Origin of the sequence: Paenibacillus sp. RC73, assembly GCF_044908085.1 — a bacterium.
GTDB classification, from domain to species: Bacteria; Bacillota; Bacilli; order Paenibacillales; family Paenibacillaceae; genus Paenibacillus; species Paenibacillus terrae_A.
Genome location: NZ_JBIYCV010000001.1, coordinates 85,574 through 100,776, shown reverse-complemented (window position 1 = coordinate 100,776; position 15,203 = coordinate 85,574). Strand labels below are relative to the sequence as shown.

Annotated in this window: 12 protein-coding genes and 1 pseudogene; all 13 read left to right on the top strand. The window is 46.7% G+C overall.

What is annotated here, in order from left to right; genetic code table 11:
- Nucleotides 1-15: 15 nt before the first annotated feature.
- The 13 genes and pseudogenes from ABH897_RS00465 (at nucleotide 16) to ABH897_RS00405 (ending at nucleotide 15,180) form a co-directional block, all read left to right on the top strand.
- Nucleotides 16-876 (top strand): transporter substrate-binding domain-containing protein, encoded by an 861-nt coding sequence (locus ABH897_RS00465; RefSeq protein WP_404590918.1) that lies wholly within the window; start codon nucleotides 16-18, stop codon nucleotides 874-876.
- Nucleotides 877-952: 76 nt separating this feature from the next.
- The gene (locus ABH897_RS00460) at nucleotides 953-1,729 is read left to right on the top strand and encodes an amino acid ABC transporter permease (RefSeq protein ID WP_044645548.1); all 777 of its coding nucleotides are present in this window, start codon (nucleotides 953-955) and stop codon (nucleotides 1,727-1,729) included.
- Entirely contained in the window at nucleotides 1,726-2,436 is a 711-nt protein-coding gene (locus ABH897_RS00455) for an amino acid ABC transporter permease (RefSeq protein ID WP_283655765.1), read from the top strand. The genes ABH897_RS00460 and ABH897_RS00455 overlap by 4 nt, the downstream gene beginning before the upstream one ends.
- Entirely contained in the window at nucleotides 2,433-3,185 is a 753-nt protein-coding gene (locus tag ABH897_RS00450) for an amino acid ABC transporter ATP-binding protein (RefSeq protein WP_283655766.1), read from the top strand. The genes ABH897_RS00455 and ABH897_RS00450 overlap by 4 nt, the downstream gene beginning before the upstream one ends.
- A gap of 15 nt (nucleotides 3,186-3,200) precedes the next feature.
- Nucleotides 3,201-4,217, top strand: coding sequence for an LLM class flavin-dependent oxidoreductase (locus ABH897_RS00445; RefSeq protein ID WP_283655767.1), 1,017 nt, complete (start codon nucleotides 3,201-3,203; stop codon nucleotides 4,215-4,217).
- 56 nt (nucleotides 4,218-4,273) lie between these two features.
- Nucleotides 4,274-5,431, top strand: a complete 1,158-nt coding sequence (locus tag ABH897_RS00440; protein WP_283655768.1) for an amidohydrolase — start codon at nucleotides 4,274-4,276, stop codon at nucleotides 5,429-5,431.
- Between the two features lie 246 nt (nucleotides 5,432-5,677).
- Nucleotides 5,678-6,613, top strand: a complete 936-nt coding sequence (locus ABH897_RS00435; protein ID WP_404519148.1) for a dockerin — start codon at nucleotides 5,678-5,680, stop codon at nucleotides 6,611-6,613.
- A gap of 372 nt (nucleotides 6,614-6,985) precedes the next feature.
- Nucleotides 6,986-8,392 carry a discoidin domain-containing protein gene (locus ABH897_RS00430; RefSeq protein ID WP_404590915.1) on the top strand — a complete coding sequence of 469 codons (1,407 nt, stop codon included), beginning with the start codon at nucleotides 6,986-6,988 and terminating at the stop codon, nucleotides 8,390-8,392.
- Between the two features lie 34 nt (nucleotides 8,393-8,426).
- Nucleotides 8,427-9,836, top strand: a complete 1,410-nt coding sequence (locus tag ABH897_RS00425) for a discoidin domain-containing protein (protein ID WP_404580049.1) — start codon at nucleotides 8,427-8,429, stop codon at nucleotides 9,834-9,836.
- Between the two features lie 235 nt (nucleotides 9,837-10,071).
- Complete coding sequence (locus ABH897_RS00420) at nucleotides 10,072-11,007, top strand: winged helix-turn-helix domain-containing protein (RefSeq protein WP_283655775.1); 936 nt, start codon at nucleotides 10,072-10,074, stop codon at nucleotides 11,005-11,007.
- A gap of 140 nt (nucleotides 11,008-11,147) precedes the next feature.
- Nucleotides 11,148-11,792 carry a carbohydrate ABC transporter permease gene (locus tag ABH897_RS00415; protein ID WP_404590913.1) on the top strand — a complete coding sequence of 215 codons (645 nt, stop codon included), beginning with the start codon at nucleotides 11,148-11,150 and terminating at the stop codon, nucleotides 11,790-11,792.
- 136 nt (nucleotides 11,793-11,928) lie between these two features.
- Nucleotides 11,929-13,235, top strand: a pseudogene (locus ABH897_RS00410) (aminotransferase class I/II-fold pyridoxal phosphate-dependent enzyme).
- Between the two features lie 223 nt (nucleotides 13,236-13,458).
- On the top strand, nucleotides 13,459-15,180 hold the full coding sequence (locus tag ABH897_RS00405) for an ABC transporter substrate-binding protein (RefSeq protein WP_404519140.1): 1,722 nt from the start codon (nucleotides 13,459-13,461) through the stop codon (nucleotides 15,178-15,180).
- Nucleotides 15,181-15,203 lie beyond the last annotated feature (23 nt).

The window sequence follows — 15,203 nt, the reverse complement described above, 5'->3', positions numbered from 1 at the left end:
ACGAGGGGGATTCATATGAAAAAGTGGTTTGCAATGTTATCCGTTATGGCGATTATTCTGGTGTTGGCAGGCTGCGGCTCCTCTGATAATGCGTCTAACGCGTCTGGCGCGTCCGGTTCGAACGGAGACGTGAAAAAAATTATTGTAGGTACAGGCACTCAATTTAAAAATGTATGCTTTATTGACGAAAATGGAAATTTAACAGGCTTTGACGTTGAGCTGATTAAGGAGCTGGACAAGCGCCTGCCTCAATACGAATTTGAATTCAAAACGATGGACTTCGGCAATCTGCTGCTGAGTCTGGATGCCGGTAAAATTGATCTGGTATCGCATCAAATGGAAAAAAACCCGGAGCGTGAAGAGAAGTATCTGTTCAACAAAAATCCGTACAGTATTTTCCTGAACAGAGTCGCTGTAGCGAAGGATAACAATACCATTCAATCGATTGATGATCTGAAAGGCAAAAAGATACTTACCAGTCCGACCAGTAATGCGGCATATGTATTGAAGGAATACAACAAAACACACGGGGATGCCCTGAACATTGTTTATACAAGCGGTGCAGCCAATGATACGGTGCAACAGATTACGAGCGGCCGTATAGATGCTACCATTACGACAGACTTTGCGAACCGCTTTAACACCGATGAAAAAGGAGAAGTAGCCCTGAAAACCGTCGGTGATCCTTTGACTCAATCGGATGTATTGTATGTACTGAACAAAAATGAGCAAGGATTGGCAGATGATCTGGATAAAGCTATTCAGGAAGTGAAGGACGACGGTACATTGTCGAAGCTGAGCATCAAATGGCTTGGAGAAGATTTCACGAAGTCTCTGGATGATGTGAAAAAAGAAGGCGCAAGCAGCAAGAAATAGGATAAGCTTGAATATTTCAGCGGTCAGGGTACCCCGTGTATTCTGACCGCTGATGTATAGGAAAGGAGGCAGGCATATGAGCAGAGAGTTTAATATCGATTATGTTTTTAGCTTTATCCCGAAAATGCTGTCTTATTTACACATCACATTGTTTATTGTGGCTAGCTCGCTTTTGTTAGGACTAATCATCGGCCTGCTGGTTGCGCTGCCTCGTATGTATAATATTCCTTTTCTCAAACGTGTCTCTCAGGTGTATGTTTCATTTTTTCGTGGAACACCTATTCTGATCCAGCTCTTTCTGGTGTATTACGGCTTGCCTGAGCTGCTGAAGCTGGTGAATATCAATTCCTCCAGATGGGATGTGTTGTGGTTTGCCGTAGCGACCTATGCGCTAAACAGCGGGGCCTTTATTTCCGAGATTATCCGATCGGGTGTAGAGGCGGTAGATCGGGGACAAATCGAGGCAGCACAGTCGGTCGGCATGTCAGGCTATCAGACTTTTACACGTATCATATTGCCGCAAGCGCTGGCAGTTGTGGTTCCGGTATTCTCCAATCTGGTGATCGGCAATCTGAAGGATACTTCGCTGGCGTTTACCATCGGAGCTATGGAGATGACGGGGAAATCGCAGACACTGGGTGCGGCTACCCAGCATTTTGTTGAAACCTATATCGCGTTGTCTCTTATTTATCTGGTGGTCAGCCTGATTTTGCAAAAACTGTTCAAGGTACTGGAAAATACGCTTCTCAAGCATGAGCATCGGGACACAGTCCAAAGCGAGCCCAAGAAACGAAAAAGTTTTGTGGTGCGTTATCTGAACCCCCGTCTTAGTAAAGGAGGCAAGAGCATATGAGTCTGGATTTTGGATTTATATATACGGCCTTTCTGGGGTTGTTCTCGGCGTTGCCCAACACGTTAATCATTACGGTGGTCTCCGTACTGGCGGGACTGGTCATCGGAATTATAACGGCTCTGGCCCGAATTTATAAGGTGCCTGTGTTGTCCCAGATTTCCCATGGCTACGTTACCTTTATCCGTGGTACGCCGATGCTGATGCATTTGCTGCTTATTTATTTCAGTTTACCTTTGTTCATTGATGCGGGAGCCAGGCATTTTGGCTGGTCGTTTCATTCTAAAGATGTTCCCTATATGGTATTTGCACTCATTTCGTTCTCGATTACAAGTGGCGCGTATATGTCCGAGGTGGTCCGTTCCGGGATTCAATCCGTAAACCGGGGGCAAATCGAAGCAGCCTATGCAGTCGGGATGACGACGTGGCAGGTGCTGCGGCGTATCGTGTTTCCACAGGCGTTCGTGGTCAGTCTGCCGAACCTGACGAATTCTGTTATTGGGATGCTTCATGGCTCTACGCTGGCCTTTACAGTTTCCGTCACGGAAATCCAGGCTCAGGCTGAAATTTTAGCATCTACAAACTGGAAGTACCTGGAGGTTTATATCGCGGCAGCACTGATTTTCTGGGGTTTGACGGTGCTGATTGAACGAATTTCCGGCTTGGTGGAGAAAAAAATCAATGTGTTTAATGGGGGTAGAGCATCATGATCCGTCTGCAAAATATAACGAAATCGTTCGGCAAGCACGAGGTGCTCAAAGGCATTGATTTAACTGTGAATAAGGGAGAGGTCGTTGTCATTCTCGGACCGAGCGGCTCGGGGAAAACGACGTTGCTGCGCTGCATCAATTATCTGGAAAAGCCGAATGACGGGGAGGTCAGCATTGGAGATTTTACGGTAAACTGCAAGCGACCTGCGAAGAAAGATGTTTTGGCTCTACGCCAAAAAACGGCCATGGTCTTCCAGCAATACAATCTGTTCAAGCATAAAACGGCGTTGGAAAACGTGATGGAAGGGCTTGTCGTCGTCCGCAAGGTGAAGCAGGAGGAAGCGAAGAAGATCAGTATCGAAGTGCTCGAAAAGGTCGGTCTGAGCGAAAAACTGAATCATTATCCGAGTCAGCTATCCGGCGGGCAGCAGCAGCGTGTCGGTATTGCGCGTGCATTGGCGCTGAACCCGGAAGTGATTTTGTTCGATGAGCCGACCTCGGCGCTAGATCCTGAACTGGTGGGAGAGGTGCTGTCAGTTATTCGCAAGATCGCGAAGGAAGGCATTACGATGATTGTCGTCACGCATGAGATGGGCTTTGCGCGGGATGTTTCCAATCACGTGGTATTTATGGATGATGGCCACATTATCGAAGAAGGCAGCCCGGACGACATTTTCAATCGTCCCCAAGAGGAACGCACGAAGCAATTTCTGAAACGGATTACACCGGAATATAACTATTCAATTTAGACGGGAGAGGGAGACATGAGTATTAAAATCGGAGTATTGGATCAAAGCCCTATACACGAGGGGGAAACGGCGGCACAGGCGCTTCGAAACACGATTAAGCTGGCGCAGCGTATAGATGAGCTGGGATTTTCACGCTTTTGGGTATCGGAGCATCATGATTCCGAGCAGGTTGCAGGCTCTTCGCCGGAGGTACTCATTTCTCATCTGCTGGCACGCACCGAGCGTATTAAAATCGGTTCTGGCGGAGTTATGCTTCAGCATTATAGTTCTTATAAAGTGGCCGAAAATTTCAATGTACTGGCGTCTCTTGCACCGGGTCGCGTAGATTTGGGCATTGGACGTGCGCCGGGCGGTCTACCGAAATCCACACAGGCGTTACAACGCAACGTGCATGATGCGCCTTCTCTTGAAGAAAAGATTGATGAAGTGAGCAGCTATATTCATAATATTCTGTCCGAAGAGGGACCGCTAGCAGGGCTACAGGCTAATCCGATTCCGGAAACACCAGCGGATATTTACGTTTTGGGTACAAGTACAGACAGTGCTGGAATTGCTGCACGTTCCGGGTTGCCCTACGTCTTCTCGCAATTTATCAACAGTAACGAACAGGTTGCACTGGATGCATTCCGCACGTATCGGGAGTCCTTTGACTATAGTCATGGACGTGAGCCGAAGGCACTTTTTGCGCTGGCGGTCATCGTAGCGGATACTTCCGAGGAAGCTGCGGAGTTGGCAGGTGAGCACAAGCTGTACAAAATTCATCTGGCCAGTGGCAAAACGGCTACGGTGGGCACGCTGGAAAGTGCAGAGGAGTTCGGTAAGCAATCGGGTGAAGAATATACGATTGAAGTTACACAAGCGCAAATTAACAAGGGAAATAAAGAGGAAATCTATGCTACTTTGACGGAAATTCAAGCTAAATATCAGGCTGATGAGCTGATCGTAACGACAGGAATACGGGATATCGGAAAGCGCGTCCGCTCATTTGAGCTGCTGCATGAAGCTTTTGCTGGTCTGCCTGTACAGTCCTAGGTGTTGTTGGCTTGAGAAAGTTGTAACCATTTTGGATTTACGAAGGAGGAATAGGGATGAGTGGATCAACCGGGACGAAGGAGCAGGTTTTGGAGCAGAAGCTGGTAGACATTCGTCGCCATCTTCACCAGAATCCCGAGCTGTCTAACGAGGAGGTTGAAACTACCGCCTATATCCGTCGTCTGTTGGAAGAACAGAACATAACCATTCTTGATGTGCCGCTGCGCACCGGACTGGTGGCGGAAATCGGCGGGCAGCAGGAGGGGCCGATTGTGGCACTTCGCGCGGACATTGATGCGTTGCCGATTCAGGAGGAGACAGGCTTGCCCTATGCTTCACTGCATCCGGGCAAGATGCATGCCTGTGGGCATGATTTTCATACGGCATCCCTCTTCGGAGCTGCCGTATTGTTAAAAGAGCGGGAGCAGGAGTTGAAAGGCACGGTTCGCCTTGTGTTTCAGCCAGCGGAGGAAAAGGCCAAGGGCGCAGCCCAAGTGCTGGACAGCGGTGTGCTGGCAGATGTGCAAGCTATATTCGGCCTGCATAACAAGCCGGACCTGCCTGTAGGGACGGTCGGCATTAAGGAAGGCCCGCTGATGGCGGCGGCAGACGGCTTTTACATCGAGGTAGAGGGCCTGAGCACGCATGCGGCGGTGCCGCAAGCAGGGATTGACCCGATCGTCGTGTCGTCGCACATTATCACGGCGCTGCAATCCATCGTAAGCCGGAGCGTCAACCCGCTGGACAGCGCGGTGATTAGCGTGACGAAGCTGCACAGCGGCAACGCCTGGAACATCATTCCGGACCGTGCCCATCTGGACGGCACGATCCGGACGTTCGACGAGAACGTGCGCGCACAGGTGGCTGAACGCTTCGAGCAGGTCGTAAAGGGCGTGGCCGATGCTTTTGGCACAAAAGCGAATATCCGCTGGATCGAAGGACCGCCACCTGTACTGAATGACGGCAAGCTGGCCGTCATCGCGGAGCAAGCGGCCCAAGCGGCCGGTCTGGAGGTCGTTCGCCCCGTGCCTTCCTCGGCGAGCGAGGATTTCGGGCTTTATCAGAAGAGCATCCCCGGTGTGTTCGTCTTTGTCGGCACTTCGGGGAGTCAGGAATGGCATCATCCAGCCTTCGATCTGGACGAACGCGCGTTGCCGGGAACGGCGAAGCTGCTGGCTTCACTGGCAGAATCGGCATTAGTATCCATAGAGTAGAGGTGTGAGTCTACTCTTTCAATGCTAGACCCCTTCTTATGTAGAGAAGGGGTTTTTAATTTGTCAAACGATCAAAAGAATTACCTTTTTCTAAATTATAAAGGAAAATATTGACGGTATATCATCCTAATGATAATATAAAATTGTAATTTTTTTCAAAACAAAAGAAAGGGGGGAGAGATAAGAGATTTCGATTGCTATTTTATGAATACAACAATCAAATAAAATGATATGGAGGTTAAAGAAATGCCGAAGAAAAAAGGAATGATCATGGCTTCTTTTTCATTGGTAGTGGCTGCTTCTTTACTGGTTGGCGGGGCTAATGTTGGTGCAGTAGCCTCTAATTTGGAAAGCACTTCTGAAATAGAGTCCACGAGTGTTAGCTTGGCTGCTACGGATATACCTGCAAAATTTAAGCCATCCGTAGAATGGGTTTGGAAGAATAGAATCGTCAAAGAAGGCTCGACCAACCGTAAAAATTTGATTTTTGATCAAATATATGCAGGAAAAGGGACGCTAAATTATGTGGTGCGCTGGCAATCTACCAAAAATCTCACGCTTCAGCAACGTAAGGATATGGCTTCCATGCTGAGCCGCCAAGTCAATAATTGGAATAAGCAGTTGAAAGGGTATGATGGCTGGCCTTATGACAATATTACAGTAAAAATAGTAGGCTGGGCCGTTGCAAATCCGTCTCAGATTCTTAACAAACAATCAAGTGAAATCGTTTACACTGACACGATTACAGATGATTTAAGCAAAACGAACCCGAATATCCCTGCTAAACTTCCAGTTGCTCCTGATGCGCTTTCCAGATTTGAGCATTTTACAGATCCAAACTATGCTTATCCGGGGGGGTTGGACAAGCGGTTTGATATGTATTTATGGGGGACAGCCAATTTTCAAGGTGGAGCCGGTGGTGACTGGGGACAACGCATGCCCGATGATTATATCCTGAGCACCCTGAACTCTGATGAAGTTCATATTACGGAGCATGAGATGGGGCATGGATTCGGCTTGCCTGATTTCTATGAAGAAAATGATCGTCCGCCTGGTGGATTCCCTACACCAACTATTATGTGGGCCGGAAATTCTTCCAAGATAACAGAGTGGGATACCTGGATGTTGCGTTATACCTGGAGCCAGGTCAAGAAGGATACCTCTCGTTTTCCTACCCGATAAAAGATACGTAGAATAGTGCAAAAAAAGCTGATGAATAGGACCGTTTCTTCCAAAATCAAATTCTGTGATGGAATTGATTTTAGTGGAGAAGCGGTTTTTTCATTTCACAAAATACCAGTTTTTTGCACATGAAGGGGCGAATTCGTTCCAATATGATCTCAAAATACCTAATTTAATTCATTAAGGAAAATATTGACGATGCAATAATCCAGTGATAATATGATTTGTGATTATTTACAAAAAACGACAAGGAGGATTGATAGATTATCGTTGATCTCATAGATCAATACATAAACACGAAAAAGAGGTGATTGAATTAATCGTTTCAGGAGAACTACCGTAATTATATTAAAGAGTTATGGAGGTATATGTATGTTGAATAGAAAAGGCATGATGATGGCTTCTTTTTCAGCGGTGATCGCCAGTTCATTGCTGATGGGAAATGCTACGATCATGTCTGCGGCTTCTTCAGAAAATGGGAGTGTAGCGGTTGCAGCAACGGGTGATTCGACATTGGCTGATATGCCTGCTTATCTCAAATCATCTGTGGAATGGGTTTGGAAGAATAGAATGTTGACCGAAGGCTCGACGGCTCGTAACAACACGATTTTTGATCAAATCCATGCGGGAAAGGGTACATTGAATTACGTCGTACGCTGGCAATCTTCTAAACCCGTTACGCTACAACAACGTCAAGATATTGCCAGAATGCTAGGTCGTCAGATGAATCATTGGACGGAGCACCTCAAAGGATATGATGGCTGGCCCTATCAGGATATTAAAGTAAAAGTAGTAGGCTGGGCCGTTGCTGATCCTTCACTATTACTGGACAAGCAACCTGACGAGGTCGTTTATACGGATACGACTACAGACGAGTTAGCTTCCGAAAAACCGGAAATTCCTGCTGTACTCCCGGTTGCGCCTGAAGCTTTGTCCAGATATGAGCATTATTGGGATCCACGCTATTCTTATCCTGGTGGATATGATAAACACTTTGATATGTATTTGTGGGTTACCGAAAATTTTGTAGGAGGAACCGGTCAGGATTGGGGTCAACGTGTGAATGATGATTACCTTTTTAGCACATTGAATTTGGACGAGATCGAAATCACGGAACATGAAATTGGACATGGTTTTGGCTTAACTGATTTTTATGAAGAACACGAGCGTCCACCGGGCGGCTTCCCAACGAACACCATTATGTGGGCTGGTGATTCCGATCATATCACCGACTGGGATATTTGGATGCTGCGGTATACCTGGAGTCAGCTCAAAAAAGATACGTCTCGTTTCCCAAACACGACTAAAGGTGACGAGGGTCCTATCGAAACATCACCCGATGAAATCGTGAACATTGGGCCTGCTGCAACGGCCAGCACTTCTTATACTTCACCTTGGGAAAATGTGAGCGCACTCAATGACGGCTTTGATCCAACCAGCTCCAATGACCGAAGTCATGCTGTGTACGGAAACTGGCCTGAGGTGGGAACACAATGGGTTCAATATGATTTTGATCAAGAACATACGGTATCTCAAATGGATATATATTGGTTCAAGGATGGCTCCGGCATCGATGTTCCCAAGTCTTACAAGATTAAGTATTGGAACGGTCAAGGCTGGTCTAATGTCAAGCAGGCCAAAGGATTGGGTACTGCGGCAGATCAATATAATACCACCACTTTTACGCCTGTAAAAACAACGAAATTAAGAATTGAAATGGTATCCAAAGGTTCTGCATCCACGGGAATTTTAGAGTGGAAAGTAGCAGCTAATCAATAAGTAATATTTTGAATTAATTATGGAGGGGAAACGAATGTTGAAGAAAAAAGGAATGATGGCGGCTTCTTTTTCTGTGGTGATTGCTAGTTCATTACTGATGGGAAATGCTAGTTTTGTATCAGCGGATGCGCATATGAATGGGAGTGCCGTGGTTGCGGCAACAAGTAATACGACATTGGCGGACATGCCAGCTTATCTCAAATCATCGGTGGAGTGGGTTTGGAAGAATAGAATGCTGACTGAAGGCTCGACTAACCGCAAAAATTTGATTTTTGATCAAATTTTTGCGGGAAAAGGAACTCTAAATTATGTAGTGCGTTGGCAATCTTCTAAGCCAGTTACGCTTCAACAGCGTCAAGATATTGCTAGAATGCTAGATCGTCAGATGAATCATTGGACGGAGCATCTCCAGGGATATGATGGATGGCCCTATAAGGATATTAAAGTTAAAGTGGTAGGCTGGGCTGTTGCTAATCCTTCACTGCTGCTGGACAAGCAGCCTGATGAGGTTGTTTATACGGATACTATTGCAGATGGATTAGCTTCTGAACAACCAGGAATTCCTGCTGCACTTCCCGTTGCGCCTAATGAAATATCCAGATTTGAGCATTTTTCAGACCCCAACTATTCGTATCCGGGTGGATTGGATAAACGCTTTGATATGTATCTTTGGGCTACAGAAAATTTCGGTGGGGGAGCCGGCGGCGACTGGGGACAGCGTATGAATGATGAATACGTTCTGAGTACGGTGAACGCTGATGAGATTGAGATTACTGAACATGAGATTGGACATGGCTTTGGATTAAACGATTTCTATGAAGAACACGAGCGTCCACCGGGTGGCTTCCCAACAAACACGATTATGTGGGCTGGAAATTCCGATCATATCACCGACTGGGATGTTTGGATGCTGCGTTATACCTGGAGTCAAATCAAAAAGGATACGTCTCGTTTCCCAACCACGACTAAAGACGACGAGGGTCCAATTGAAACAGATCCTAATGAAATCGTGAACATTGCGCCTGCGGCAACAGCTAGCAGCTCTTATACTTCATCCTGGGAAAATATAAGCGCGCTAAATGATGGATTTGAACCTGCCAATTCCAACGATAGAAGTCATGCCGTGTATGGCAACTGGCCTGAAACGGGAACGCAATGGGTTCAATACGATTTTGATCAAGAACATACGGTATCTCAAACGGATGTCTATTGGTTCAAAGATGGCGCTGGCATTGATGTTCCCAAGTCTTACAAGATTAAGTATTGGAACGGTCAAGGCTGGTCTAATATCAAGCAGGCCAAAGGATTGGGAACTGTGGTAGATCAATATAATACGACCACTTTTACGCCTGTAAAAACAACGAAATTAAGAATTGAAATGGTATCCAAAGGTTCCGCATCTACCGGAATTCTGGAGTGGAAAGTAGCAGCTATCAATAAATAACTCAATAAAGTTCGGCTTATGCTAAATAAGGTTGTCTCTTGCGATATTGCGGGAGACAGCCTTTTTATAATTCATAGCTGGAACAACTGGAGTCTGATCCTATCAGGCTTTTTTTGTATCTTGATTATGGCGCTTGTTTCGTTCATATTTGTATGCAAGGATCACTGGGAATGAACGGATGTACAATAATATGTATAATGAACGTCAGACATGAATGAAAAGAGGACGGAAAGCGATGACCTACGACGTGAAAGCCCCTTACGATGTACATATGGGATTTGGACCGGTGTTTGAACTGCTGAGCAGTTTGCATACCTTTATTTGCCGCAAGGCATACAAGAAGACGGATTTGTCATCCGCGTGGGCCGAGCAGGTGCGTGACAAGCTGTCTCCAGATCTGTCCGGGCTGCTGGGATCTATGGAAATCAATGCAGATTGGAAGGTCATATACGGGATCGTCTGTATGCTTTCCGATGAAGGGGGCATTGACGAGGTTGTAGATCGTCTGGAGAGCCGGACAGCGCTGGAGCTAAATGAACAGGCATTAGCCTACGGTATTCCGTTGCTTGACGATATGGAGAAGCTTCGCAGTCTTGCTTTACGGTTGCTATCTGGTTGGTATGAGGAATACTTTCGCTATGCGGACGCTAACATTCTGATTGGGCTGGGACAGGAAGCCGAGCAGAGAAATAAGGAGAAGGGTACCTATAGCACTATGGAATGGGTGGATCGTATAACCAATGGCTTCCGGTTTGAGCCTTCCGATGGGCTGACGCGGGTACTGCTGGTACCGCAATACCATTTTCAGCCGCTTAATATCATTTATCGGTTTGGATCGCTTCTGTTGTGTCATTATTCGGCGGGAATTTATTTTCAGGAAGACGACTTTTTATCCCCACAGGAATACCGGATGATCCGGAGCTTGGGGGAGAAAAGCAGGCTTAAGATTTTAAAATATTTGTACCAAAGCCAGACACCGCGCACCTTTATTGAAATTGTCCGTCACCTTCAGCTATCGAAGGGCATCACGCACGATCATATTTTCAAGCTTCGTGCCTCTGGTTTCATCCATGCTCATTTTGATGGCGAAACATTGCTCGGTTACAGCGCACGGCTTTCGGCTGTGAATGAAATGCATAGCAGCATCCTTGGCTATATGGAGCGTAATTAAGCTGCGCCAACTGGCAGGACTTTAATACTTTAAACGAATAGACGCCGGTCGCCTGGAGATGGAATCCAGATGATCCGGCGTTTTTTTGATTCAATCCGAAATTCTCCACGCTCGTATTGCTGCCCCTTGCATTTGCATTCGTGTCCTCGTTCCGGCCGCTGGACGATATATTCAAGTTCATCTCTCCAATTACCTGGAGGACGTTTATTCCTACTCATGTTACAGGTGAAGCTTATGTGAGCCTGTTTACCGAAAGAGGGTTTGGGCGAACGCTGTTTAACAGCTTCTTTACCGCAATGGCCGAGATGCTATTCGGGTTACTAGTAGGCTCGATGGCAGCCTTTGCCTTTGCTTTCTTCCAGTTTAGAGGGGAAAATGCAATGTTTGTGCTGGTGCTCATCACGTTTATGATTCCGTTCGAAATGATTGCCATTCCCCTATACAGTCTGGTGGATCAACTGGGCTGGATGGACTCCTATACCGCCATCATCGTACCGGGGATTGAGAACGGATTGGTTATTTTTCTGTACAGGCAGTTTTTTATGGAGCTGTCTCCTTCACTAACGGAAGCGGCCCGTCTGGATGGAGCCTCCTGGTTCCGCATTTATACGAAGATCATTATGCCGCTCTGCAAGCCTGTCACGCTCAGTGCAGGGCTGCTCATTTTTGTGCATCAGTGGGAGTCCTTTATGTGGCCGCTGATTGCTACGCGCTCAGACCAGTACAAGGTGATACAGGTCGCCTTGAGTGATTTTACAACTGAGTTTGGAACATATTGGAATTAGCTGTTCGCTGCTTCTATGATCGCTGTTGTCATTCCGGTGATCGCCATTTTGCCGTTGCAGCGCTTTTTTGTATCCGGCATATCAGGCAGCGGCTTGAAGGAATGAAGTTGAATATGAATGAGAGAGGATGAACCCGATGAATACAATCGCCCAACAGCTAAATGAAGTGCTGCTTGCTGAAAACAAGCATGTATATGATATGTTGTCCCGTTTGGGAAGACAGATTTACTATGTTAAGGAGGGGATTCTGAGTCAGTCCGGCGAAGCCAAAGCCAAAGCGCATAAATATAACGCCACATTAGGGACAGCCGTCGAAAATGGGCAGCCCATGCATCTCAAGGTCATTCAGGATACACTCAGCCATTATGCGCCCAAGGATATTTATGAATATGCCCCTACGGCGGGCAAACCGGAGCTGCGCAGGCTTTGGCGGGAAAAAATGTTTCGTGAAAACCCGTCGCTGGGGGGCAAAAAGGTCGGGACACCGATTGTGACAACGGGGTTGACGCACGGTCTGAGTATCGTGGCAGATTTGTTCGCCGGAACGGATGATCCTGTCATCGTACCAGATCAAATCTGGGAAAACTACGAGATTACGTTTGGTGTCAGACGAGAAAGCCGCATGGTGGAATATGCCCTTTCAATGAGCAGCACCAATATAATGTGGAAGGGCTGCGTCAAGCCATTTTACAACAGAAGGATGCGGGGAAGGCCATTGTTGTGCTGAATTTCCCTAACAATCCGACAGGCTACACTTCCGGCATAGAGGAAGGGGAGCAGATTATCGGCGCTCTTCTTGAGGGGGCAGAGGCTGGAATCCATATCGTAGTTCTGGTGGATGATGCTTATTTTGGCTTGTTTTATGGGTCCTCGCTGCGGGAATTGTTATTTGCCCGTCTGGTTGGTGTCCACAGCCGTATTTTGCCCATTCGCATCGATGGAGCCACTAAGGAAGAATACGTTACGGGTCTGCGCGTCGGATTTCTGACCTTTGGTGCGGATAATGAACAGGTGCTGGAGGCACTGGAGCAAAAGGCACTGGGAATGATCCGTTCTACCATTTCGAGCAGTCCGCATCCATCGCAGAGCTTTGTTCTGCATGCGCTGCAATCCCCGGATTATGAGGTGCAGAAAAGCGAAAAGACTCAGATCATCAAAGAACGTGCGCATAAGGCTATGGCGGTGCTGGAGAGTGGGAAATATCATGATGCCTGGGAGCCATACCCGTTTAATTCAGGTTACTTTGTATGTCTCAAGCTCAAAACCGTACATCCGGAATTGCTGCGTGTCCACCTACTAGATGCCTACGGGGTAGGGACTATTGCGCTAAATGATACGGATCTCAGATTAGCTATTCCCTGTATAGAAGCCGACCAATGGGAGGACTTGCTCGCTATGATATACTCAGGTATTCAGGAGCTTCAGCAGCAACATGCACGATAATTCATACTTGGTGGCTTTTGACATCTCTTTAGTCAAGTAAAAGTTAAGGTTTGCGTCGGGTCGATTTTCTTTATGAAAACGATTCGACGCTTTTTTTTGTCTAAAACCAAAAAAAAGCGAGTTCTCCCTTTACAGAACCGTATTAGATTCCTATAATGAGATTTATCTTACTAATTACAACTTGTTTGATCGGAATTTAACTAATTAACGCGGGGGGATTATTTTGAAAAAAGGAATCATTCTACTAAGCAGTTTACTACTATTAAGTTCAACCTTATTAGCGGCTTGCTCTAGCGGTGGATCGGACAGCGCTAACAGCGCCACTCCGCAGGGTAATGATGCTGCACAGACGGCTGCTACTGCGCAGCCTTTGACAAGTCTGGTAGAAGCATCGGATTTGACCAAGCTGCCGGATGTGTCCAAAAAGAGAAACGACACGATAATTGTCGGTCTGACCGACCCGGCAGGGGTGTTCACTCCCTATTTCAACCAAAGTGGCTATGATGGCAACGTGATTTCGCAGTTGTGGACTCCACTGGTTACGGTAGATGAGAGGGGGCTTCCGCTGCCGAATCTTGCTAAGAGCTGGGATATCTCCAAGGATAATCTGACGTACACGTTTCATTTGGTTCCCGATACGAAATTCAGCGACGGTTCCCCTCTGACGGCAGAGGATGTCGGTTTTACATGGACGCTGATTTATGACAAAGCCTATGCTGGAGATAGTCCAATCCGCAAATTGAATATTAAAGGCGGCAAGGCCTATACCGAGGGCAAATCGAAACAAATTGACGGGATCAAGGTCATTGATCCGCAAACGATCTCGGTAACGCTGGAGAAGCCAAACGCGCTGGCGTTGACAACTCTGGGCTCCGATGTCTTGTCCAAAGCCTACTACGGCAAGGATTATAAGTTTGGACAACTGGATTACTTTAAAAATCTGCATGGTAGTCCTTTGGGTAACGGCGCTTACAAGTTGGAAAAGTTCATTCCGGGGCAAGAGGTCCGTCTGGAAGCCAATGATAACTTCTTCAAAGGCAAACCGAAAACACAGCATTTTATCTACAAAACCGCGGAAGGCGATGCTTGGCAGTTTATTGAGACAGGCGATACCGACTTTGCCCAATTCACCGCGACTCAGGAGAACATTGATAAACTGAAAGGGCTTGGCTTTTTAAACATTTTGCCTTATACCCCAAGCACTTACGGATATATTCAATTAAATCTGGAGAATGAAAAGCTTAAGGATAAGAAGGTTCGTCAGGCGTTGACTTATGGTCTGGATCGCAAAACCATTTATGTAGATGCAGCGCAGGGAGCAGGAGCGGTGGCTAACATTCCGTCTTCTCCAATTTTCTGGTCCTATACGACAGACGGGGTAAACCCGTACAATTATGACCCGGAAAAAGCGAAAAAGCTGCTGGATGAGGCGGGCTGGGTAGCAGGCAGTGACGGTATCCGTGAGAAAAATGGTCAGAAGCTGACCATTCACATGCTGACCTCCAAACGCCCGGAAACAGACACATTTATTGCGCTTGCGGCTGAAAATTACAAGGAGATTGGCGTTGATTTCCAACCAGAAATTTTCGCAGACTTTAATGCGATGGTCGCCAAGGTAGATGGTAAGGATTACGATATGGCTTCCTTCTCCACTCCGATGCTGACTGACCCATCTGATGGAATCGAGCAATTCGTCGATGGGGAAATCAAGGGGTATAACAATCCGAAGGTAAAAGAGCTGTATGAAAAAGGCTTATCCACGACGAATATTGAGGAACGCAAAAAAATATATAAAGAACTGTACTTACTGCTTAACGATGAGCTGCCCGTCATTTTCACGAACTATAAGAAAACAGTATATGCCTACAATGGCCGCATGGAACATGTAAAGGTCAGTCCGTTCATTGGCTTGTCCGGCAATCTGTTTGAATGGTCCCTTAAATAAAGCCATGCTTGCGGGCCCCTTGT

Bases quoted from the DNA above. Each gene is read 5' to 3' on its own strand.
- ABH897_RS00465 (WP_404590918.1), top strand. From the start codon at position 16: ATGAAAAAGTGGTTTGCAATGTTATCCGTTATGGCGATTATTCTGGTG.
- ABH897_RS00460 (WP_044645548.1), top strand. From the start codon at position 953: ATGAGCAGAGAGTTTAATATCGATTATGTTTTTAGCTTTATCCCGAAA.
- ABH897_RS00455 (WP_283655765.1), top strand. From the start codon at position 1,726: ATGAGTCTGGATTTTGGATTTATATATACGGCCTTTCTGGGGTTGTTC.
- ABH897_RS00450 (WP_283655766.1), top strand. From the start codon at position 2,433: ATGATCCGTCTGCAAAATATAACGAAATCGTTCGGCAAGCACGAGGTG.
- ABH897_RS00445 (WP_283655767.1), top strand. From the start codon at position 3,201: ATGAGTATTAAAATCGGAGTATTGGATCAAAGCCCTATACACGAGGGG.
- ABH897_RS00440 (WP_283655768.1), top strand. From the start codon at position 4,274: ATGAGTGGATCAACCGGGACGAAGGAGCAGGTTTTGGAGCAGAAGCTG.
- ABH897_RS00435 (WP_404519148.1), top strand. From the start codon at position 5,678: ATGCCGAAGAAAAAAGGAATGATCATGGCTTCTTTTTCATTGGTAGTG.
- ABH897_RS00430 (WP_404590915.1), top strand. From the start codon at position 6,986: ATGTTGAATAGAAAAGGCATGATGATGGCTTCTTTTTCAGCGGTGATC.
- ABH897_RS00425 (WP_404580049.1), top strand. From the start codon at position 8,427: ATGTTGAAGAAAAAAGGAATGATGGCGGCTTCTTTTTCTGTGGTGATT.
- ABH897_RS00420 (WP_283655775.1), top strand. From the start codon at position 10,072: ATGACCTACGACGTGAAAGCCCCTTACGATGTACATATGGGATTTGGA.